The organism is Mucilaginibacter sp. L3T2-6 (assembly GCF_030519355.1).
In the GTDB taxonomy this organism is placed as follows: domain Bacteria; phylum Bacteroidota; class Bacteroidia; order Sphingobacteriales; family Sphingobacteriaceae; genus Mucilaginibacter.
Genome location: NZ_JAUMKC010000012.1, coordinates 87,661 through 109,614, shown reverse-complemented (window position 1 = coordinate 109,614; position 21,954 = coordinate 87,661). Strand labels below are relative to the sequence as shown.

The following is a 21,954-nucleotide window of genomic DNA, read 5'->3' as shown; positions in this document are numbered from 1 at the left end:
AGTTTTTAATGGTAAATAATTGTTTTAGTTTATGATTTATTGGTATTGCTTTCCATCTTTTTCAAAATGTCGTCAAGGCGGTCAAAGCGTTCGCTCCACAGCTTATGGAATTGCGCAATCCAGTCCGACACCTGGTTAAGCGGTTCAGCCTGTACCTCGCAATAGCGCTCTCTCCCCTTTTTTTTGATATTAATAAGACCGCACTCTATCAAAATCTTTATATGCTGCGAAATAGCGGGCCGGCTCACGTCGAAATTATCGGCTATGGCATTTAGGTTTAACGGGTTAACCGCTATCAGGTTGATAATATCCCTTCGTGTCGGATCAGCTATGGCCTGGAAAACATCTCTTCTCATCATTCGATTCAATATGTAAGTGATTGCTTACAAATTTATATGTAAGCAATCACTTACGCAAATATTTCTTCAACTTTTTTCCGATTATTTTTTGAGCCTTTTAACAAAATAATTTGAGCTTTTTAACAAAACGGGCAGCGAAACAATGAGCTAACTTTGTTTTAACAAAATTTAAAAGAAGATGAGTAAAATTTGGTTTATAACAGGCAGCTCCCGCGGATTGGGCCGCAGCCTCACCGAAGCCGTATTAACGAGCGGCGATAAAGTTGCGGCAACTGCACGCAATACAGATAGCTTAAAGGACCTTGAAAACAAATACCCTGGCCAGGTATATCTTTTAAAGCTTGATGTTACGAAAAAAGATGAGATAGATGCTGCAATTAACAGTACAATTGTCCATTTCGGCCGCATTGATGTGCTGGTAAATAATGCCGGTTTTGGCATTATAGGAGCGGCAGAAGCTTTTACTGAAGAGCAGGTGCGCAGTCAATTGGAAACAAATTTATATGCGCCGATCGTCGTTACACGAGCAGTATTACCGCACATGCGGAAACAAGGCTCGGGCCGCATATTACAGATCAGCTCGGTTGGCGGGCGCGTGGGCAACCCGGGCTTGTCTGTTTACCAGGCAGCCAAGTTTGGTTTGAGCGGATTTACCGAAGCGCTGGCAAAAGAGGTTGCGCCGTTAAACATATGGGTTACAAGTGTTGAACCCGGCGGCTTCCGTACCGACTGGGCAGGCGATTCGATGACGTATGCGCCTAAGATAGAAGGCTATGACGCAGTAAACCATCGCACGGAATATTTCTCGTCGGGACAATTTGTACCGGTTGGCGACCCGGAAAAAGCGGCCAGGGCAATAATTGATCTGGCCAACAGCCCGGAGCCGCCCATGCATCTTGTGCTGGGCAGCGATGCTGTTACTTTACTTAAACAAGCCGATGCGAAACGCCAGTCTGAAATGGAAAAATGGCTGCCGGTAAGCTTGTCTACAGACCACTCTGAATCGGTTAATTTCCTAGAAACCGAAATGGGCAAAAAGATGTATGGTAAATAATGCGCGGTGCGCAAATATGCGGGATAGTAAAATTTCGAGTTAATAATCCAGATTTGTGAATGTGCAGCTAATCACTTATCCGCACATTCACAAATTTATAATCACGATCTCAACACGATATGGCTTTAAAGAAAAAATCCGGACCACGAATAGTTTACAGTTGCTATTCAAACGTAAATAAGGAAGGTGAGCAGTTTATCTCCGATCACGTGTTGGGTTACATTTTTTCAGGCGCCTCTGAACTTTATGTGAATGGCAGGAACTATGTGTTTCATGAAGGAGAGTTCCGCTTTCTCAGAAAAAACCAACTGGCAAAATTTGCTAAGCGTCCGCCTAAGGGCGGTGAATTTAAAACCATCTCGGTTATTATGGACAGAGATACACTTCGCAGTGTAGCCGAAGATCTGAAACTGCAAGCTACCGGGCCGTACACAGGTGAACCGGCCATGGTATTGAAGCCGGCCAGTTTGCTTAGAAACTATTTAAGCTCGCTGTCGCCTTACATAGACAATGCCGGCGATACAGGTGAAATGCTGACGAAGCTTAAGGTTAAAGAAGCTGTAATGATATTGCTTCAAACCAATCCGGAACTGAAAGATGCATTATTTGACTTTAGCGAACCCGGCAAAATAGATCTCGAAGGTTATATGAATGAACATTACAGGTTCAATGTTGATCTTAACCGCTTCGCTTATCTAACCGGACGCAGCCTGGCCACCTTTAAGCGCGACTTTGAAAAGGTTTTTCACACCTCACCCAATCGCTGGCTGCAGCAAAAAAGGCTAAATGACGCCTGGTATCTTATCAAAGAAAAGGGTTGGCGCACGTCCGACGTTTATATGGAGGTTGGCTTTAAAGACTTTTCACATTTTTCTTTTGCGTTTAAAAAGGCGTACGGCATTGCCCCTTCAAAAATCAGGCAACCCACATTTTAAAAATATTGTTTTCACAACCTTTCCTGATCGCTTACGTAAAAGGCTCTGGTGCGGAATGTTATCTACCGAAAATCCGCATGCCTGGTTTAGCCGATGAAGAAAGTTATCATAGCCCTGTCCGTAATCGTATTGGCAGCTACTGCTGCAATAGCTGTAACACATTATTATTCTGTTAAGATTCTATCCGCCAGCCGGGCTTACACTAATTTTGAATCGCAATACTCAAAAGGTGAGAAAGACGCCAGCCGCCACTTATTGAGTTATATCTATTCCCACGAAGAAACCGATTTCCTGCTATTCAAAAACGACATTACTATACCCAGGGGCGATAGCATTGCCCGCGAAGCGTTATTGAGGGGCCTGGATTTTAAAATAGCGCGGATAGGTTTTTTAATGGGCGGTAATCATCCCGACGATTTACTGGAGCTGGGTTGGTTTTTTGAGCATTTTCAGCATACAGATTTTTTTAAAAAAGCCATACAAAGCTGGCAGAAGTCAGATGTATTGGTTGCGCAATTGAACGCCACCGGCACTAAGGCCCATGCTGACATTAGCGCCGGTAAGACAATTGATGCCGACAGCCTCATCCTGCAAATCAATACCATATCCGATAACCTAACCATTCACCAACAGAATTTTGCTTCCCTGGTAGGTGTTACTTCCCGCATGGTAGACCATTACGTATTTATTGCTGATATCGTTATTTCTATCATTATAATAAGCGCAATAGTGTTATTGGCCGGATTGATGCTGAAAAAGCTGCACGCTTCCAAGAAAGTAATTATTGATCAGAACCAGGCCCTGGTAAACCTGAATGAACGGATTAACAAATTTGTATACTCCGTTACCCACGACCTGCGTTCGCCGCTAACTTCCCTGTCAGGGTTAGTCTCAGTTTTGGAGAAAGAAAAGGATATCCATAAAGTGCCCGAGTATACAGAGATGATGCGCGAAAGCATTCAGCTACAGGATAATTACATCAAGGAAGTATTGCATAATATCCGTACAAATAATATATATGATGCGCAGCTTTGTAACCTTAATGAAATTGTTCATGACGTAATTGCCCAGAACAGTTTTTTTGCGGGAGGTGAAAAGGTGAAGTTTTTAAGCGAGCTGGAAGTATGGGAAGTACGGTGCAACAGTACTGACTTAAAAACAATATTTAATAACCTGGTATCAAATGCTATTAAGTATGCCGACTTCAGCAAGCCGGAGCAATGGGTAAAAGTCAAGTCCTACCGCGAAGGAGACAACTGTTTGATAGAAGTTGAAGATAACGGCATAGGCATTCAGCCTGCCCAGCGAAATAATATCTTTAAAAAGTATTTTAAATCTGGTACAAACAAAAAAAGCATGGGCCTGGGATTGTATTTTGTGAAACAGGCCATAGAGCAGATGAATGGCACTATTGCCGTTAAATCTTCGCCGGGCTATGGTACTTCATTTATCGTATCGCTGCCTTTATAACGAGTCAAGGGCTGTCTCTCAAATCATCAGCGCTTGGTCCGCCAGCTGCTGCCAGTTGGTTACAGGTTTAGCAAGGCCCAGCATGCTGCAAATAATCTCAAAAATCTCGCCCGCAGCTTTGCCTTGTTCGCACATGTGTTTTACGGATGTGGCCCCGGCTGATTTGGAAAGCTTTTTACCGGGCGATTCCATTAACAACGGGTGATGGTAAAAAGTAATACTGGCAAACTGTTTTTCATTAAGTACCGAAGCCAGATAGGCCTGCGCGACGGTAGACGCCCATAAGTCTTGCCCCCGAACAATAAAGTCTATCCCGTAATGAAGGTCGTCTATAACAGATGTAAGCTGGTAAGCCGGTAAGCCATCCCGGCGTTTCACCACAAAGTTTTCCATTTCTGGCGGCAATACAGCCTGGACTACTCCGCCTTTATAATCCTGTATGTTCAGAACGGTTTGGGTATCCGTCTTCAGTCTCCAGCTTACATCCATTGTGTCAAAAGGCATATGTTTGCCGGCGCAAGGGCAGTTTCGGGTGGCCAATTGTTTCCGCGAACACCCGCAGCCATAAATCAGCCCTTTGGTGTAAAGTTTTTCGAGCGCCTGGTTATACAAATTTAACCGGTGGATTTGCGAGTAATTCCTTTCAAAATCTTCAGTGTTTGCCGGTCCTTCATCCCAGGGGATTCCGAGGAAATTTAGCGTATCAAAAACATCCTGTACATAACGTGCATCAGCCCGAGTTTGGTCCATGTCGTCAATCCGAAGCAAAATCTTAGCACCAGTTTTTCTGGCAAGGGTCGCTGTTATACTAAATGATAAAACGTTACCCAAATGCAAAAATCCACTTGGTGTCGGTGCGATACGAGTTCTGTGAAAATGCGGGCCGCTGCTCATGGCGTTCACTCATCAGCCAGCTCGATCCATACCGGGCAATGGTCGCTGCTTTTTTCCCAGCCGCGTACATTGCGGTCTACGGCGCCGGCTTTCAGCCGTTTCTCTAACTGGGGGCTTAGTAAAAAATGGTCGATGCGCAGGCCTGCGTTGCGTTCATAAGCATTCCGGAAGTAATCGAAAAACGTATAGATAACTTCATCCGGATACAGCTTGCGGATGGCATCTGTCCAGCCTTGCTCAATCAACGTTTTAAACGCGGTACGCGTTTCAGGTCTGAATAAGGCATCATTTACCCAACGCTCGGGTTTATAAACATCAATCTCGGTTGGCATAACGTTGTAGTCGCCGGTAAGCACCACAGGCATTTCAGACGCCAGTAATTCGGCGGCGTGCAGTTGCAGGCGCTCAAACCAGCGCAGTTTATAATCAAACTTAGGCCCTGGGGCGGGGTTGCCGTTTGGCAGGTAAAGGCAACCGACGGTAATGTTGTTAACCTCCGCCTCAATATAACGACTATGCTCATCCTCCGGATCGCCCGGAAGTGCGCGTCTTACTTCGTTAATCTGCATGTCGCGGGCCAATATGGCTACACCGTTCCAGCTTTTCTGGCCGTGCCAGATGGCGTTATACCCTGCGTCGGTGATGGCCTGCTCCGGGAATTTTTCCTGCGGAGCTTTCAACTCCTGCAGACAAACAACATCAGGCGCAGTTTCCTCCAGCCAGCGCAGCAGCACCGGCAGGCGGCCATTTACCCCGTTTACATTATAGGTAGCGATTTTCATAATACAAGTTTATGAAATGTTTTAATAGTAATCTATAATGCCGGTTTAGTCATTTGATTTCACCGGAATGATTTATGAGTAAAAAAAAGAAAGCCGGTATAAAAAAACAAAGGGGCAGTTAAATTAACCCTTTAATGTTTATAATATTGACTGACTTGTTTTTATGTCGTTTTCTTTTCAAGAACTAATACTACTTTGTTAAAATCAGATGACGCGTTAATAATTTTCCTGAACTGATCAAATTGTGCAAGGGGGTAAAATGTCTTTTGGTATTCTTCCATAATGTGCACAGTTAGCACATTGTCTTTTAATTCGTAATCCGATACAAATCCCATTGTTTGATCGTCTCCGTCTTTAAACGTCTGCGACATCTTAATATCATTCAGGTTCTTTATTGTATAGCCGTCAGGTATAGTGAGCTCAATTTTCCTTTCTTCCACATGGCCGAAATCAAGATTCACCGGCTGTTGCCGTGGTTTATCCTGGTACATCTCCACCTGCGGGCCGATAGCCATGCCGATTTTTACGAGCAACTTATCCCCCGCTTTTTCAATAAACTCACCTGACCGTGTTATGGTGTGTACAATTAAAGGCCGATTCGTGTTCTCGTTCTCAAACTCTTTGTTTAATACCTCTGAGGAAATGACATTGTCTGAACCGGTAAACTGCTTGGCAATGGCTTTGAATAATTCTTTCTTTTGTTCATCATTTGAAAAATTAAAAGCATCCCGCATAGGAGGCGCTTCATAACCGGCAAATATTTGTTTTTCGTCAATGGTCAACGAGTCGAGCGTACCGGTTAATTGCAGTTTTGCTTCAATATTCTCAATTGACTGGGTATAATCCTCCAGTGGAATATTTTTTATCTCGGCTATTGCTGTGGAAAAATTACCTAAAGAAGCAGGCTTGCAAAACAGGGCATTGGTGGCGCCCCATTGAGGCACAATCCACGGATAGCGGTAATCAGGCCGGGTAGGCGCCATAAACTTATTTTCGGCCGGAAAATAAAATACGGGGTAATCGCAATTGTTCCAGTTTTCGAATTGCCTGTCAATAAAGTATTTTTCCCGGTCGCCGGTTAGTACAAACTGGTACTTTACGCCCAGGTTTTCAAAAATAGCACTGTAAAGCCGCATAATACCAACCATCCCTGCTGATTTGGTCTGAATAACTTTTGCAAGCATATTGCCTTCTTCACTTTTCACGTCCTCATCATACGAGATGTTCTTTTTGATATAGTTTTCAACAGACATGATTTTTGCGGCTTCACCTTCCGTTGTGGCCCACCCGTTTTTAATTACCATATCGGCAATGGCTTTTTTCTCCCTGTCGGTATAGTAAGTGTATACGCCATATATCCGCTTGGCAAGCCCATTCCAGGTATTTAAACGTTCGCCTTTATTTACCGACTCATTGTATGATAGCTTATATTCAACTCTCTTAAAGTTAGCGTCGTCATAAGCATATTTTTCCTCTCCGATTCCCTGTATCTCTTTAAAGTTGCATTGGATTATGCGTTTGTCGTTAATAACCGTATCTATAGGCGACAGTTCACAATTGTACGATTTGGTGTCGAATTTCAGTCGCTTGGGCGCTACTATCTGTACAGATGCTTCAAGCACCGGGATAGATGTTTGCACAATTTCTTTCCCGAAAAAACCGGTCGGGCGCTTATAGGTGTAAAAATATTCAACATCGCAACCTTTCTCCAGGCCATCCATTGCAAATATCTTGTATGTACTGCCGTCCTTGTCTTGTATATCTTTTATATTGCTTTTGTCAAGCTGGATGATTTTGCCACCCGGCAGCACTGTACGTGCCTTTACATCAACTACGTCCTGGCTTTCACCAATGCCCAGATATATCTTGTTAAAGCTTTCAATTCCGCGATCATCATTAATATGGATAATTTTATGCAGTGTATAATAAGCTGTTATTTCGTCCTTCGAAATGTCGATGTATTCCATCCTGCGTTTATCGTAAATGATTACCGCCGATTCCTTGCTGTATTTACTATCCGGTGTAAATATCACGGGTTTCGCTACCCAGCTTTCTTTCTCAATACCCGGGTTTTGAGCGTATAGACCCTGGGTGGCACAAAGCACCATTATTGCCCCAATTGTGATTTTTTTCTTCATTTTAAGTTTAGATTTTCGAAAGGCTTAGCGTTTCTTTATATAAAGGGAAAAGGTTTTCAAGGGCTTTATTCCAAAGTTCAAAGTCATTATTGGTAAGCAGCAGGCTGTCATTATCAAACTCCTGAGTTAGCACAACATAATTAGCTTTTTGTTCATATTGCAGATTAAAACTCCAAACTTTGTTATGATAAGCTCTGCCGGCCGGCAGGTACGATACTTTATACCCTTCAGGCACCTTTAGCATCGTAACAAACTTTTTTATGGAATTAAAATTTCGTTCCACCGGCGCTTTCCGTTTAGGGTAATCAATATGTTCATCCTGAAAAAGCTTAAAAAGATTCAAATTAAGGTAGTAATCGCCCGCAACCTTTTTAGCATAGTCAGGCAAACTAAAATCGGCTGATAAGCAAATCTCATCGGTGGTAGGTTTGCGGTCTACGTAAAAAGTATCGAGTTTAAATTTATTCGATCCTCTTTCAAACAAGCCTTCCATATGCTCATGCATCTCCTTTTGGTCCCAATACATCAGCTTTCCATATATTTCAGTGGAAAAGTAGCCTTTCAACTGTTGTTTTACTCTTCCTTTAATACCCGACGGGGTCAATTCCAACCACGTTGTATCAACCAGCATGTTTTGATTTTTTTCCACCGTTGGCACCTTTAAAATTTTATAGTCTTTTTCACTAAGGGAAACCATGGCCTCTTTATCCTGGATACCTGACGATGGCATGCCAAACACACACGTAGGGTCCGTTCCATCCAGGAAAATGAATTTGCCGTTTATGCTGGCAGTGCAAATCATATGGTTGCTGACCAGCGGCAATGGCGTACAAGTAAATTTGTAAGGAAGCTCGCGGGTACCTATCCAGGTAAAATAGGCTTTTACCCCGGCTATATTCAGCATTTGTGTAAGTATGCTGGCCATATCTTTACAATCACCGAAGCGCCTGCTGCAGATCAGGCCGGCGTCCCGCGGTACGAAGCCCGCCATTCCGTCTTCAAAGGCAACGTATTTTATATTATGCTGCACCCATGAATAAATAGTACGGGCCCTGGCTTCATCGGTAGTTAGTTTAGCGGTAAGCGAATCGACAACATGTTTAAGCTCCGGACTTACATTAGTGTTTACTTTGCTAATGTAACTATAACTTAACCGGTATAAATCGCCGGCATTTGACAGATAAGGCACAGTAGTGCCTTTACCATCTGTATAGCTATCTATGTAAAACACCACGTGGGGTAAATACCAGGCATATCCGGGTGCATCAGCATACGATTTATCCGCCGGGCAGTTTTTGTACTGAAATGTGTAGATATTACTGCGGCGCCTGCTCTCCACGCGTACCTTAATATTTGCTGTATCAAGGCCTGAGAGTTGATATTTTAACAATATATCTTTTGATACCGTAATTTTAAGTTCGCTGTTAACCGCAGGTATATAACTTGTAAAATAAAACGGCGACAACAAATGAGGGTCTTTATTCTGCCATGATACCTGCAGATTACCTATTGCACCAGGCTCTACAGCCGGAAACCGGAACTTAGTTTGTTTAAAGTCATCATAAAAAACAAAGCTTTCCTTATCCATGCTGGTTTTAAAGTCGGTTACTTTTAACTTTTTATCAGCAGGTGTAAGCGTATACGCCTCATAGGAAAGCAGCTTTTGAAAATCACTGTGCGTGAAACTAAATTCACCCATATATGTCGTAGCACTGCCCAACAGGTATTCTATTTGCTGGTTCTGGCTGCTTTCTACATAGGGCTGTCCGTCTTTCAATCTGATGTCGTACTCAAGCATGCGGTTTAAAAAAACGGCCTTTTCATCCGGGTAAAGCTTGCGTATTTCATCGAAGCTTTGCGCGTCGGCAATTTTGACGAAAAAAAGCAGGTATGCCGTCAGCAATACAAGTGCACTACAGTACTTATTCATTTTTAACCGATAGAAGTTTACCGTAGTTATAAAGCATTGTTTTATACAGCCTGCCATTTTCGTTGTAATATTTAACCGGGCCGTTATTGACGCCATTTTCATAAACCATCTCTTTTTTTAATGTTCCGTTCGCATAAAATTCCTGGCAAATGCCGTCCGGATTGTCGGTCTTATAGTTGTATATCGATTTTAGTTTCCCGTTAGGATAATACTCCTTTGCCACACCGCCGGATACGCCGTACTCGGTGGTGTCTGTTGATCTTAGCTGCCCATTGCTATAAAATAATTGTTCCAGCCCGTTCTTTACGCCATTGCTATATCTGCATGTCCTTGATGGTTTCCCATTCGGAAAATAGGCTGTAAGCACTTCTTCGGTGTACGGAACAGCCACCGGTGTAACTTCCTTGCCGTCTTTTCCCAAATACGAAATGGATTTAGCGTCGCCATTCTCATAATTCACAAAGTAGGCTAAAGTGCCGTCCGGGTCATATTTTTTAGCGGCCCCTTCCTGTACACCGTCCTTGTATTCAGCCGCATAGTCAGGTTTTCCTGTCTCTGCAAAGTAATAGGTTTTGGTTCCGTTAAGCTGGTCATTTACATAGGTCATGGTACTATATAGCCTGCCGTCTTCATCGTACGATTTCCACTCACCTGTCTTTACCCCGTTTACAAATTTGCCTTCGGTTTCTTTTTTGCCGCCATAGTAATAGCTCACATAACCACCATCCAGTACACCTTCCTTATAACTCATTTCGGTTTCTATGCTCCCGTCGAAGTAAAACGTTTTGTAAGGGCCGTCAAAATCGCCATTAACATAATTGGCCTGCGTCATTATTTGCTTACCAGGATAATATAAGGTGTATTGGCCACTGGCCTTCGGAAAGCTGTCTAACGCCAGCACATTCCCGGCATCGTCAAATTGCGTTACCTTTTCCAGCCATCCATTATGGTATTTTTCCTCAACAGTTTTTTTTCCGGCCGGATTATATATTTCCTTATATCCGTCAAGATCACCGTTTGAAAAATATGACTTGACTGTCAGTTTCCCCTGCTCATCGTAATACCGCCATTCGCCCTGGGTTTGGCCGTCTTTTACCCATCCCTCAACTTGCAATTGTCCATTGCTAAAGTACGAGGCAGAATAACCGTCTTCCTTACCGGCTACCATATTGGTTTCCGATTTCTTCCTGCCATTCAAATACCAGCTGATCGAGGGGCCGTTGGATTCTCCATCCTTATACATATCCAACTGGCTTATTTTGCCTGATGGATAATACAATGTGTCAGCCCCAATATAGTCGCCTTTTTGATTAAATGTGGCCCGCGATTTTTTACGCCCATCCGTACTAAAACTAATCACTTCTATCGCATTTCCTTTTAATTCGGAACTTGACAGTGGAGCGCCGGATTTATCGAAGTATTTTGCAGACTTAACAATGCCATTGTTATAATTATATTTTGAAAGCAGTTTCCCATCTTTATAAAAGGTGCTGATTTCACCATCGATCTTGCCTTTCTTTAGCGTGTAGGTGCTTGAGATTTGTCCATTTTCAAAATATTCCTGGTGAAGGCCGTCTTCAGTATTATTTAAATAATTCCTGATTTCCTTTATTTTTCCGCTTTCATAATAGTATTTAAACTCACCCTCGGCATTGTCCTTTACGTACTGGCCTTCTACTGAAGGAATTCCATTCTCGAAGTAGGCCTTGTAAGGGCCGTCCTCTTTTCCGTTGGCATATAGCGCCGTGGCTTTAACCTGCCCGCTTTTATAATAATCGGTTGCCGTGCCGGTCTGAACGCCGGCAGCGTAATGACCAACCGACTCTAGAGCACCATTGGAGTAATAATCTTTCTCTTCACCGTTCTTTTTCCCCAACTTGTAATAGGCTGCAGATTTGATGTTACCGCCATAGTAGTACCCGATATTTAAGCCATCAAGTTCATCATTTATGTCATTCTCTTTCGAAGACAGGTTTCCATTATCAAAATAAAATTCCTGCGGGCCATCCAGTTTGCCTGCTTTAAAATGCTCTTTGGCCTTAATTATGCCGGGAAAGTAATAAAAAGTCCAATCGCCTTCACGCTGCCCTGCTGCATTATAGTTTCCGCGAGCCTTAATGTTTCCTGATGCATAATATAACTCCCACGGTCCGGTAAGTATTTTACCACCGTTACCCAAAACGCCTTTACCAGCCAATTTTCCGTCTTCAAAATAGTAGCGGTTGGTAACCCCGGCTCTTTTTGAATACATCAGTTCCCGGCTTTCGCGGATGGGGTCGAAGTAACTTGCTGCATCATTCACAAATGTTTCCAGTTCTTTTTTATTCTTTTTGTTGTACTCCTGGATTACCGGAATGTTCACGTTCGAGAACGAATGGTAAATCATTGCTTCGAACTTGCCGGTGGCATATACCTTTTTAAAATAGGGCAGGTAATACTGTATCCAAAAATCGTTATCTGTTTCTTTATACTCCAGTTTTTCAAATACCGCCTGTATTTGCCGCGATATCGGATCGTCAAGCGAAATCAGCGGCTTGTATGATTGATCGAGCGCTATTTTCGAAAGCACAATATCTTCTACTTGCTGGTAATTTTCGTCGGGGTTAAGGCTGCGCTTATTTTTCAGATCGAGGACATCGTCGGTACTTTTACTAATTGCATCGAGTAATTTGATAGCCTTTGACCAATAGCGCCCTGACGGGGTAACTAACAAATACCCGGTAAAACTTAACATCGCCGGTACTATTTTTCCCTGCATCAGGGCGACTAAGCCCAATTGATAATGGGCACTGTACATATATGGGTTAATCAGCAAAGTCTTCTGAAACCATTGTTCGGCGTCGTTATACCGCTTTAATACCATATACGAAACACCTTTATTGAAATAAAGCAAGGAATAAGCCGGATATTTGGCGATGGCCGCATCGAAAATTTTCAGAGCGTTTTCAGGCTGCCCTATATCATTCAATGTGTTCCCGTAAGTATTATATAAATCGGGTTCGTAGTCTCTTTGTTCCTTTAGTGAAAGCCCTTCTTTGCATAATTTAATTGCTTCTGCATATTGGCTGTCGGCTTCACAGCTGAGAGCCTTTTCATAAACAGACCACACATAATTGGTATCGCTGCGGTTGACTTCGTTAAGCAACGCGATGGCATTTTTGTATTTACTTGAGTCGTAAAGTGCTGCTGCTTTGTTAATTAGCTCGCCAGAGTTTATGAGCTTGATTTGCTGGGCTTTTAACGCTGTAGAGATTACTGTAAGCGCCAGCAGGACGAATTTAAAACATTTCATCTGGTAATTGGAATAGGGTTTAATCAATGGGAAATTTAGTTGATTTTTTTAATATAAAAAAACCAGAACTTTGAATTAAAAAAATTAATTTGTTTTGCCGCTCGGGATTGAGGCTCAAAGGATGATAATTAAAAAGCTGTATTTTAGACATAGGACTTAAAAGCAAGTATTATGAGTATAAGCGGTAATAAATTCCTGGTGCAATTCGGGATGGCGAAGGCCGTACTGCACTTTAACAGCGATATATCGCTAACGTTTACCATAACCGAGAAGAATGGTGAACCGCAGGAAATCACAGAAACCGTCGCCATAAAAATGACGGAATTAAGGCCGAGACTGTTCTTAGTTACCTGGCAGGAAGCCAGCGGCACCACCGTTACACAGGTGCACGATTACGAGAATAATGCTATTTATTCAAACTGGACATCGGGCAATGGGGAATTCACCAATCTGAAAGGTACGCTCAGATCAATATGAGCAAAAAAAATGCCTTTAGCTTTCACCAAAGGCATTTATTTATAAATCTGCATAGACTATGCTGTAACCGGTAACGCCACGTCGGCGAAGTTGTCCATCAGCCTGCTATCGCGCATTTTTATTAATGTTTCAATCGCGGTGGAAAGCGGCAGGGTTACCTGGTCTTTAGAAGCATATCGTCTCCAGGTAATGGTCTGCTCTTCAGCTTCACGGCTGCCAATAACCCAAATGTTCGGATTTTTCGATGTAACAGCGTTACGCACCTTTTTGTTAAAGCTGTCGCTGCTTAAATCAACTTCTGCCCTGATTAAATTAGCACGCAGCTTTTCCTCTATACCTTTGGTGTAGTCGATAACGGTTTCGTTAACCGGGATCAATTGTACCTGGTTTGGCGACAGCCAGGTTGGGAAAGCACCGCCGTAAATCTCAATCAGGAAGGAAACCATCCTTTCATGGGTGCTTAACGGCGCCCGGTGTATAATGTAAGGCGCGGTAGTACCGCCTTCAGCATTGTTAAATTCCAAACCAAAGCGATCGGCCATTACAAAATCGAGCTGACAGGTAGAAACGGTTTCTTCTTTGCCCATTACGTTCTTCAGCTGAATATCGATTTTGGGTCCGTAAAAGGCGGCTTCACCAGCCTCTTCCTCAAAGCCGATATTCATCTCGTTCAATACCTCGCGCACAATTTCCTCGCTGCGCAGCCATTCTGCTTCCTGATCCACAAACTTATCGTTGTCTTTGGCGTGCAGAGAAAGGCGTACCCGGAAATCTCCCAGCCTTAAGTGGCTGTAGTAATCCTTGTACATTTCTATCACGCTTTTCAGCTCCTGTTTCACGTCAGCAGGCGAGCAGTAAATATGCGCATCGTTCATGCACATGGCGCGCACACGCATCAGGCCCGACAGGGAACCGCGTTTTTCGTACCTGTAAGTATTGCCATATTCGGCCAGGCGCAACGGCAGGTCGCGATAGCTGCGCATGCGGGTTGCAAATACTTTGTGATGATGCGGGCAGTTCATAGGCCGCAGGTAATACCTGTCCTCATCCTCCAGTTCCATTGGCGGGAACATCGATTCCTTATAATAAGGCAGGTGGCCCGAAGTATAATACAATTGCTCGCGGGTTATCGCCGGCGTTGATACCCTTTGATAGCCGGCTTTAAACTCGGTTTCCTTAGCCCATTTTTCCAGTTCTTCGCGAATTACGGTGCCCTTTGGCAGCCATAGCGGCAAACCGCTGCCAACCTCTTCGTCAAACTCGAACAGATCGAGTTCTTTACCCAGCTTGCGGTGGTCGCGCTGGCGGGCAAGTTCGCGCTTTTCTATGTAATCCTTCAATTCGGCAGGAGTTGGGAATGCCAATCCGTATATTCGGGTCAGCATCGGGTTTTTCTCGCTGCCCCTCCAGTAAGCGCCGGCAAGCTTATCCAGCTTAAAAGTTGCTTTGGGCACCTCGTTGGTTGCGCCAAGGTGAGGGCCTTCGCACATATCTAAAAACGGACCGTTACGGTAAAAGCTTAAGGTACCATTTGGCGCGTAACCATTATCGGCCAGGTATTGTGCATATTCTGCCTTGTATTTTTGCCCGGCGGCGGCCAGTTCGGCTACAGCAACGTCAACCGGTTTATCCAGGTGCTCAAACTGTTGCTTTTCCTTAATGATGCGCTGCATCGTCTCTTCCAACTGCTTAAAATCGCTTTCGGATATAGGGTTATCGCCGAAGTCAAAATCATAATAAAAACCATTGTCCACCGGTGGGCCGAAACCCATTTTGGCATCCGGCCGGATGGTGAGCACTGCCTGCGCTAAAATATGCGAAAGCGAGTGCCGAAGCCTGTAAAGGGGAGTCATTTTCTCCGCCGGTAATAGCATCTCTTCCATAAAAGCAATTGAAATAAAATCCGGCTCAGCTTAAAATTGGCCGGACACAAATAAACGAAAAATTAATGATTTTGGCTATGCAGCAAGAGTAGTGAAGTGCTTAATTGACAGATTTTATACAAAAAATAGCGTAAAAATGAGGCGGGAGGCATTTAGCCAATATTATCGCAACACAAGCGTGGCCTGCTCGCTGGCCAGCCCGATTGTTGCAATTGAGCCGCTGTTAAATTTCAAAAAGTCGGCCTCAATGCCGTCGCTAAATATCACACCATTGGCAGGCATTAGCGATTCTATCTTTAGATAGTGTTTATTTTTTATTAGCCCGGCAGTAATATCTATCTGTGTCCTGATGCTTCTGAAAGGTTCTCTAACGACGAATAGCAATTCATCGTCTTTAAGCTTCGGCTGTTTCGGCATCAGCTTTTTTTCAAACATACCCGTTACACCATAAGCCATGTTGAAAATGGAACTTAGCCAGCCTGTTGAACCGGCCGGAGTGGAAATGATCAATCCACTCGAAGAATGTTCTTCAGATTTGGGTCCGAAAGTTATTTTGTATCTTGCCGACACATGGGATGATGCGCCTATGAATAAATCGTTGAAAGCTAACAGCCGCTGCCCATCATTTAATCTCGCTTCGGCAAAACGCACCGTTTTTGCGTTGTAGCGGTTTATGATGACACTTTCTACTCCGGCCATAAAATCGCCAACCTCAAATGGTAACAATACGCCATCATTGCGTGTTTTGTCCGGGTTCACAGCAACAATAGGAATACCTTTTGAATATTTGGCTGTGTTTGCCACCAGGCCATCCTGTCCGATAACGATAATAACATTTTTCTCTGAAAAAATAAACGAAGGCATAAAGCTCCGTTCAAGCAGCTTGTATTTAATGGTGCGTGATAGACGCCGCTGCAATGTGCTCAGTGAGGAATGAAATATTTCATGCTCAGCCTCGTAGTCATCAAAATCTCCGCCAAGCCTTTCTATATAAAATTTAGCTTGAGCTTTGGTATTAAAACGTTCAATTAAAGATTCAAGCCGGGTTTTATTTTTTACTATGATTGCATATTCAACCGCCATTCCCTATTTCTTTTCATTTAAAAGCGACTCCAACAATTCAGGACTTACATTCAGATTGCCTATTTTGTCAGCGTTTTCAGCCAGTTGCCGGAATGCCAGCGCAATGCTGAATTTAGGATCGGGATTGTTATTTAGGGCTGTTAATGTTTTCCAGTCTATGTCCTTATAGGGTTTCAAAGTGGTTTCTATGACAAAGCCTTGGGTTTCGGCCTCTTTTCTGTCATTCTCAGTTTTTTGCTTTATTAGTAGCTTGCGCTGGTCCTCAACAGCTATGTCTGCTGCCAATTGCATCTCCCGAAGTTTCCGGTCGTTTTCGGCTTTTTGAACATCCGACTCCATTTTCTTCTCCGCTATTTGCTTTTGCTTTTCTTCTACGGCTATCTCCGTATTTAATTCGCTCTCCTTGATCCGGCGTTCCTGCTCAACCGCAAAATTGCGTCGTTCATAAATGGCCTGATCCGCTTCCTGTTGTAATTTTTCTCGGGTGTCTGTTTCCAACGCACGTGCCATTTCGGGTGTAGCTGAAATGCCAAGCACGTTAGCGCCGAGTATTTCGATTCCAAGCATTCCGATTGCCGGCGCAGCTTTTAGTCCATTGATTATTCTTTCCTCGATCGCCTTAGCGGAACGTATAGCATCCTTGAGCTTAATACCGTGGATATAAGAAGACGTAGCCGTTTGCGCCTCGTTGATAATGCGCTGGTTTAATTTCTCGATGTCGTTTTTCTTGTATTGGCCATAGTCGGTCACGGTAAAATCAAGCACGTCAGAAAGTTCTTTTGGCTTGCTTATCTTATAACTGATTTGCCCCTGGATGTTTACAGTTTGGTAGTCATTTGTCGTTTCGCTAAAGATAAAAGGCAAATCATTACTGGCCATTGGGATGGCTACTATTGAACTATTAGGAGCAAAATAAAAAAACGATAGGCCACGGCCCTCTTTTTGTATGTTCCCATTTTTAAAATGGAGCACATAAGTCATTGAGTCGAATTTGATGTGTTTAATTCCGAACATGTCTGGTATTTTAACTGCAAGCAGGCTGGTTATGGAGACCAAGTTAGGGTATTCGTTTCACAAATTAAAGTAATATTGTCACAGGCTATCACGTGTTTCGGTTTTGGCGATTAATAAACGCTTTTAAAATCTCCAAGCCAAAATCCTGCTCACCTTTTGGCCCTGGGACATGTTTATCACCCTCACATCCGTCGCCCTGACGCTGTTTAAAGCTTTCTGTACCACGGGTAACGTTTCTTTTTTTGATACCAGCGTTGTAAACCACTTGCAGTTTTCGGGGATAACCGCACTCTCATTAATCATGCGGGTAATAAAAGCGGCCTCGCCGCCGGGGTACCAGAGTTCGGTTTTTTGCCCGCCAAAATTCTGAGAAGTTTTATTGGGGCTGATGCCCAGCTTTCGCCACTTGGTGGCCGTTGCCTCCTTAGCTTCCAAAGCCGACGAGTGAAAGGGCGGATTGCACATACTTGCGTCAAAAATCTCGTTTCTGTCAATTATTCCGCCAAAAATGCTGCTTTTGCTCGCCTGCCTGCGTATTTCTATCCTATTCTTCAACGGCTTGTTTAATGCCACTATATTTTTTGCTGATGCCAGGGCTACCAGGTCAACCTCAGCACCTACAAATTTCCAATTGTATACGCTGCTGCCAATCAAAGGGTAAACAGCGTTGGCGCCTGTGCCGATGTCGAGGATCTTAACGCTGTGACCTGTCGGAATACTGCCATTATTGCTCTCAGCCAGTAAATCGGCCAGGTAATGGATATAATCAGCGCGGCCGGGTATGGGCGGACACAGATAACCTTCGGGGATATCCCAATGCGCTATTCCATAAAAATGTTTTAAAAGGGCGCGGTTGAGTTCTTTAACTGCAGCCGGGCTGGTAAAATCTATCGATTCGTCGCCGTATTGGTTTAGCGATACAAATGCATTTAACGCCGGATTACTCTTAATAAGCTGCCGGAAATTATAGCGTTCCCGGTGCAGGTTGCGGGGATGAAGATTTTGTTTTTCTGGTGTGTTGACTTCTGGCTGCAATGGATCTGTTTTTGCAAAGATAAATTAATCCGGCCAATAACCCCTCGATGGCCTCGCTCAGAAACTGCGCGATTATTTACACCTATCCGCTCCCGTTATAAATACGACAGCCACCATTGCTGATGCGTCCGCTTGTAATTTGCGAACCACCGGCAGGGGAAATACAGTAAGGCAATTACCAGTGCCCAAATAAGGTAAACCACCCATAACGAATATCCGAATGGTACCGGTTCGAACATAAATGGAAAGTCGGGTGATTTAACATGCCAGATGTCTATGCCGGATGCCATGATTAAAATAATATTTATGAATCTGATAAGCGTAATATGCATGATAAAATAAAAGAACGGAACATTGCCATACACCATGCAAAATGCGCCGAACTTGTTTTGGATATGTTCAGTAATTGAAAGCAGGATGAGTGCCGGCCCCAGCGTCATACACAGGTATATTAGTGATGCAGGGTATTTGGTTGTATTTAAAAACGAGAGCAGCGTATGAGCAAAATTGCGCTGCACTGACCATGGGGCCGGGTCGCCGTAGGCATTGATGTACCTTAAGACTATAAAAAGGGCAATCAGCGACAAGCCGGTTATCAGTAATATCTTTCTTCTGCGGCCGGGATCGAATGCGGATTGATAAAACGAGCCAACAACGTACCCCATCAGCATCACGCCTGTCCACGGCAGCAAAGCGTATGCCTCCAATATCATGTGATTGGGCGATAACACAAAAACAGCAGGCGCTGTGAGAAATATCTTTAATAGCGTACTGCCCGTACCGGCTGGCGCCATCGGCACCCCGTCTAATATATTATGACCGAAGAAGATAACAGCCCCGATAATACCGGTAACCGGCAGCGGCGCACGTACCAGTAAGCCGAGTATAATCATGCTGCCCCCGATCGCCCATAAAACTTCAAGTACAATTCCATTAAAGGCAGGATTAAATGTGAACAGGAAAGTGATGATCACTGCATCAACCAAAATAAGCCATAATCCGCGTTTGATTAAAAAGACGCTCAACTCCCTTTTGGTACGGCGCTGTCCCGCCAGGAAGGCCGAGACCCCACTTAAAAACACAAATACCGGCGCGCAGTAATGGGTTATCCAGCGGGTAAAGAACAACAACACGGTAGTGGTGGCCATATTAGTAGGATTGTGCAGCGGCCCCTGGAAATGCAAAAAGTCGCGGCAATGGTCCAGCGTCATTATCAGCATGATAAGGCCGCGCAGGATGTCGATTGACGCTACGCGATGTTTAAACGGTTTAACCGGGTTCATAAATCAGGAATAATTTGGTTGGTCTAAAATACTAAAAAATGTAGCTCTTGCTTATGGCCCGAATGGAGCTTTTTGCATGTTGATATCGGAAAGAGGAAGTTATACTATTATAGTTTGGTTTGATAAGCGCATACACGGCCCGTTTTTTCTAACAAAATGAAAAATTTCTTGTTATGCTTATATCAATCTATGTTACTATGAAAAACTATTCTATCATTTTACTGGCTGCTGCGGGCTTGCTGGTGCAGAGTTGCGGCAACAATAATAAACCAAAGACAGATCCAAAAGAGGCGGCTGACGCCAATAACAAAACTTACGACTCGCTTCATGCAAAGGCTTATCCTACAAACGGGCGTACGGTTAGCGGTCCCGATGCTAAATTTGCCGTGGCAGCAGCCAATGGCGGGATGGCGGAAGTTGAACTGGGCCGCCTTGCACAACAAAAGGGCGTAAGTCAACAAGTTAAAGATTTTGGTAAAATGATGGTTGATGACCATTCGAAAGCTAATGCGGAATTAAAAACAATAGCAGCCCATCACTATGTTCAATTACCGGACAGTGTAGGCGGAGATGCAAAGCGGCTTATTACGGAATTATCGGCCAAATCGGGCGCCGATTTTGATAAAGCTTATGTAGATGCTATGGTAAAGGACCACGACGAAGATGTAAAGGAGTTTGCGAATGCACAAAAGATTTTGACTTACGAAGATCTAAATGCGTTTGACAAGAAGACACTTCCCGTACTTCAAAAACATCTGGACGCCATTAAAAAGATAAAAGCACAGATGAAATGATGCGGCTTGCGAAAATAGATTTAAAGCTTCTTTAATGCCGGGCCCTTTTTTTAAGAACCCCGCCTGCGGCTTCTTTAATAGTGCTGGTGAAAATAAATGCTTTGGGGTCAATCTCATGAACAAGGTTACGTAAGCGGCGCACTTCAAGGCGTGTAACAACGGTAAAGATAATATCAGTTGGGGAGCTAACGTCGAAGCTGTCCTTTAAAAATCCGCGTTCGCCTTTATATATGGTTATACCGCGGCCAAGCGTCATCACCAGCTCTCTTTTTATCGTCTCGCTCTGGCTCGAGATGATAGTTACACCCGTGTACTCTTCCAAACCTTCGATAACAAAACTAATGGTTCGTGAAGCGGTGTAGTAGGTCAATATTGAATAAAGGGAAGTGGGCAGCCCCAGCTTAATAGCAGCGATCAGGAAAATAACGATGTTTATCCCTAAAATAATTTCGCTGATGGTAAAGGCAATACGCTTGCCTGTATAAAGCGCCAGCACTTCGATGCCATCCAGCGCACAGCCGCCGCGTATGGCTAAGCCCACCCCAATGCCCATAAATGCTCCGCCGAAAATCGAAACCAAAAGTTTATCGTCAGTTATTTTGTCGGGATACGGAAAGTACAGCAGGCAAAGGCCTAAAATAATAATAGCTACAAAAGTGCGTACCGCGAAGGTTTTGTTAACCTGGAAAGCACCCATTATAATAAACGGAATATTGGCGATAATAATAACGTAGGCTATGTTCAGATGATAAAGCTCGTGTACCAGCAGGGATATACCTGTTACCCCTCCGTCGAAAAAGCTATTGGGCACCAGGAAACTTTTTAAAGCAAAGCCGCAAAATAAAACACCAACCAGTACGTAAAGCGTATCCTGCAACCAGTGAGGCAATTGTAAGTTTTTCATCTAAGATTCAAGCTGTGCTTTAATGCGCTCTAAGTTAGCATCCTTTTTAGCTTGCCGCAAATTAATGGCAGATTTGGTGAAATAATGGTGTTTTTGCATAAACTCCAGCTGTTTCAGGCGCCATGCATGCGGATCAATATCGTCTCCATAAATCGTATTTTCCAGAAAGAGCTTATCCCCGATGATAAAAAAATCATCCCGGCCAAGATCATCTAAATCTGCATCGGCTAAAATTTCTTCCAGGTAGTTTTTAGGCGATTGAGGTAAACGCGTGGCCATTATCATTCCGCATATCCTTTCAATTTCACCCGCATTGTAATTGAAACCCGGTAATGTCTCGCGGGCAATCCGGCACGACTCTTCCTCATGCCCTGCCATTTTTACCAGGAAGCCGCTATCGTGGTAATAAGCTGCGGTAAGAAGCAGTTCCATATCTGCGGATGATATGCCTTCGGCCTGTCCCAGGCGATAGGCTGATTCCACCACATCCAGGGTATGCATGCTATTATGATAGTTTAGATACTCCGGCAATTCCTGGTTCAGTTTATTGATAATAAATTCACCGGCATCATCCAGTCGCATATATTAATATTAAGTGCTTTTGCCGCGAATATATTTAAATGTTTT

18 protein-coding genes are annotated in these 21,954 nt (G+C 43.8%); 5 read left to right on the top strand and 13 right to left on the bottom strand.

All coding sequences use genetic code 11. The features are described from left to right. Window positions 1-29: 29 nt before the first annotated feature. Window positions 30-359, bottom strand: coding sequence for a helix-turn-helix transcriptional regulator (locus Q3W13_RS14590; protein ID WP_302864962.1), 330 nt, complete (start codon window positions 357-359; stop codon window positions 30-32). Between the two features lie 178 nt (window positions 360-537). Between Q3W13_RS14590 and Q3W13_RS14585 the strand changes: the two genes are divergently transcribed. The 3 genes from Q3W13_RS14585 (at window position 538) to Q3W13_RS14575 (ending at window position 3,818) form a co-directional block, all read left to right on the top strand. Beyond that, on the top strand, window positions 538-1,413 hold the full coding sequence (locus tag Q3W13_RS14585) for an oxidoreductase (protein WP_302864959.1): 876 nt from the start codon (window positions 538-540) through the stop codon (window positions 1,411-1,413). A gap of 119 nt (window positions 1,414-1,532) precedes the next feature. Beyond that, window positions 1,533-2,348 (top strand): AraC family transcriptional regulator, encoded by an 816-nt coding sequence (locus Q3W13_RS14580; protein WP_302864957.1) that lies wholly within the window; start codon window positions 1,533-1,535, stop codon window positions 2,346-2,348. 93 nt (window positions 2,349-2,441) lie between these two features. Beyond that, window positions 2,442-3,818, top strand: a complete 1,377-nt coding sequence (locus Q3W13_RS14575; protein ID WP_302864955.1) for a HAMP domain-containing sensor histidine kinase — start codon at window positions 2,442-2,444, stop codon at window positions 3,816-3,818. Between the two features lie 18 nt (window positions 3,819-3,836). Here Q3W13_RS14575 and Q3W13_RS14570 read toward each other — a convergent pair whose 3' ends face one another. The 5 genes from Q3W13_RS14570 to Q3W13_RS14550 form a co-directional block, all read right to left on the bottom strand. Further along, the gene (locus tag Q3W13_RS14570) at window positions 3,837-4,712 is read right to left on the bottom strand and encodes a glutamate--tRNA ligase family protein (protein WP_302864953.1); all 876 of its coding nucleotides are present in this window, start codon (window positions 4,710-4,712) and stop codon (window positions 3,837-3,839) included. 5 nt (window positions 4,713-4,717) lie between these two features. Continuing rightward, window positions 4,718-5,494: an exodeoxyribonuclease III gene (gene xth, locus Q3W13_RS14565; RefSeq protein ID WP_302864952.1), complete on the bottom strand. Its 777-nt coding sequence runs from the start codon at window positions 5,492-5,494 to the stop codon at window positions 4,718-4,720. A gap of 161 nt (window positions 5,495-5,655) precedes the next feature. After that, window positions 5,656-7,632 carry a DUF3857 domain-containing protein gene (locus tag Q3W13_RS14560; RefSeq protein WP_302864951.1) on the bottom strand — a complete coding sequence of 659 codons (1,977 nt, stop codon included), beginning with the start codon at window positions 7,630-7,632 and terminating at the stop codon, window positions 5,656-5,658. 7 nt (window positions 7,633-7,639) lie between these two features. Continuing rightward, window positions 7,640-9,562, bottom strand: coding sequence for a DUF3857 domain-containing protein (locus Q3W13_RS14555; protein WP_302864949.1), 1,923 nt, complete (start codon window positions 9,560-9,562; stop codon window positions 7,640-7,642). After that, entirely contained in the window at window positions 9,555-12,854 is a 3,300-nt protein-coding gene (locus Q3W13_RS14550) for a tetratricopeptide repeat protein (protein ID WP_302864947.1), read from the bottom strand. The genes Q3W13_RS14555 and Q3W13_RS14550 overlap by 8 nt, the downstream gene beginning before the upstream one ends. Before the next feature lie 171 nt (window positions 12,855-13,025). Between Q3W13_RS14550 and Q3W13_RS14545 the strand changes: the two genes are divergently transcribed. After that, a complete protein-coding gene (locus Q3W13_RS14545) occupies window positions 13,026-13,331 on the top strand; it encodes a hypothetical protein (RefSeq protein ID WP_302864946.1) in 306 nt (101 codons plus the stop codon). Between the two features lie 56 nt (window positions 13,332-13,387). Here the strand turns inward: Q3W13_RS14545 and thrS are convergent, their stop codons facing one another. The 5 genes from thrS to Q3W13_RS14520 form a co-directional block, all read right to left on the bottom strand. Next, window positions 13,388-15,184 carry a threonine--tRNA ligase gene (gene thrS / locus Q3W13_RS14540; protein WP_302864945.1) on the bottom strand — a complete coding sequence of 599 codons (1,797 nt, stop codon included), beginning with the start codon at window positions 15,182-15,184 and terminating at the stop codon, window positions 13,388-13,390. Between the two features lie 192 nt (window positions 15,185-15,376). Next, on the bottom strand, window positions 15,377-16,297 hold the full coding sequence (locus Q3W13_RS14535) for a hypothetical protein (protein ID WP_302864943.1): 921 nt from the start codon (window positions 16,295-16,297) through the stop codon (window positions 15,377-15,379). A gap of 3 nt (window positions 16,298-16,300) precedes the next feature. Next, complete coding sequence (locus Q3W13_RS14530; protein WP_302864941.1) at window positions 16,301-17,311, bottom strand: SPFH domain-containing protein; 1,011 nt, start codon at window positions 17,309-17,311, stop codon at window positions 16,301-16,303. 123 nt (window positions 17,312-17,434) lie between these two features. Continuing rightward, window positions 17,435-18,346, bottom strand: coding sequence for a 23S rRNA (adenine(1618)-N(6))-methyltransferase RlmF (gene rlmF / locus Q3W13_RS14525; RefSeq protein WP_302864940.1), 912 nt, complete (start codon window positions 18,344-18,346; stop codon window positions 17,435-17,437). A gap of 95 nt (window positions 18,347-18,441) precedes the next feature. Next, a complete protein-coding gene (locus Q3W13_RS14520) occupies window positions 18,442-19,629 on the bottom strand; it encodes a DUF1624 domain-containing protein (RefSeq protein WP_302864939.1) in 1,188 nt (395 codons plus the stop codon). Window positions 19,630-19,826: 197 nt separating this feature from the next. On the opposite strand from Q3W13_RS14520, the gene Q3W13_RS14515 reads away from it, so the two are divergent. Next, complete coding sequence (locus tag Q3W13_RS14515) at window positions 19,827-20,423, top strand: DUF4142 domain-containing protein (protein WP_302864937.1); 597 nt, start codon at window positions 19,827-19,829, stop codon at window positions 20,421-20,423. 31 nt (window positions 20,424-20,454) lie between these two features. Here the strand turns inward: Q3W13_RS14515 and Q3W13_RS14510 are convergent, their stop codons facing one another. After that, window positions 20,455-21,327 (bottom strand): YitT family protein, encoded by an 873-nt coding sequence (locus Q3W13_RS14510; protein WP_302864936.1) that lies wholly within the window; start codon window positions 21,325-21,327, stop codon window positions 20,455-20,457. Beyond that, window positions 21,328-21,909, bottom strand: coding sequence for an HD domain-containing protein (locus tag Q3W13_RS14505; RefSeq protein WP_302864934.1), 582 nt, complete (start codon window positions 21,907-21,909; stop codon window positions 21,328-21,330). It abuts the gene before it with no gap. Window positions 21,910-21,954 lie beyond the last annotated feature (45 nt).

What these genes read in the sequence shown, in the direction of transcription:
- xth (WP_302864952.1), bottom strand. Translation starts at nt 5,494, where the DNA reads ATGAAAATCGCTACCTATAATGTAAACGGGGTAAATGGCCGCCTGCCG.
- Q3W13_RS14585 (WP_302864959.1), top strand. Translation starts at nt 538, where the DNA reads ATGAGTAAAATTTGGTTTATAACAGGCAGCTCCCGCGGATTGGGCCGC.
- Q3W13_RS14505 (WP_302864934.1), bottom strand. Translation starts at nt 21,909, where the DNA reads ATGCGACTGGATGATGCCGGTGAATTTATTATCAATAAACTGAACCAG.
- Q3W13_RS14520 (WP_302864939.1), bottom strand. Translation starts at nt 19,629, where the DNA reads ATGAACCCGGTTAAACCGTTTAAACATCGCGTAGCGTCAATCGACATC.
- Q3W13_RS14590 (WP_302864962.1), bottom strand. Translation starts at nt 359, where the DNA reads ATGATGAGAAGAGATGTTTTCCAGGCCATAGCTGATCCGACACGAAGG.
- Q3W13_RS14530 (WP_302864941.1), bottom strand. Translation starts at nt 17,311, where the DNA reads ATGTTCGGAATTAAACACATCAAATTCGACTCAATGACTTATGTGCTC.
- Q3W13_RS14510 (WP_302864936.1), bottom strand. Translation starts at nt 21,327, where the DNA reads ATGAAAAACTTACAATTGCCTCACTGGTTGCAGGATACGCTTTACGTA.
- Q3W13_RS14545 (WP_302864946.1), top strand. Translation starts at nt 13,026, where the DNA reads ATGAGTATAAGCGGTAATAAATTCCTGGTGCAATTCGGGATGGCGAAG.
- thrS (WP_302864945.1), bottom strand. Translation starts at nt 15,184, where the DNA reads ATGACTCCCCTTTACAGGCTTCGGCACTCGCTTTCGCATATTTTAGCG.
- Q3W13_RS14580 (WP_302864957.1), top strand. Translation starts at nt 1,533, where the DNA reads ATGGCTTTAAAGAAAAAATCCGGACCACGAATAGTTTACAGTTGCTAT.
- Q3W13_RS14555 (WP_302864949.1), bottom strand. Translation starts at nt 9,562, where the DNA reads ATGAATAAGTACTGTAGTGCACTTGTATTGCTGACGGCATACCTGCTT.
- Q3W13_RS14550 (WP_302864947.1), bottom strand. Translation starts at nt 12,854, where the DNA reads ATGAAATGTTTTAAATTCGTCCTGCTGGCGCTTACAGTAATCTCTACA.
- Q3W13_RS14575 (WP_302864955.1), top strand. Translation starts at nt 2,442, where the DNA reads ATGAAGAAAGTTATCATAGCCCTGTCCGTAATCGTATTGGCAGCTACT.
- Q3W13_RS14560 (WP_302864951.1), bottom strand. Translation starts at nt 7,632, where the DNA reads ATGAAGAAAAAAATCACAATTGGGGCAATAATGGTGCTTTGTGCCACC.
- Q3W13_RS14535 (WP_302864943.1), bottom strand. Translation starts at nt 16,297, where the DNA reads ATGGCGGTTGAATATGCAATCATAGTAAAAAATAAAACCCGGCTTGAA.
- Q3W13_RS14570 (WP_302864953.1), bottom strand. Translation starts at nt 4,712, where the DNA reads ATGAGCAGCGGCCCGCATTTTCACAGAACTCGTATCGCACCGACACCA.
- Q3W13_RS14515 (WP_302864937.1), top strand. Translation starts at nt 19,827, where the DNA reads ATGAAAAACTATTCTATCATTTTACTGGCTGCTGCGGGCTTGCTGGTG.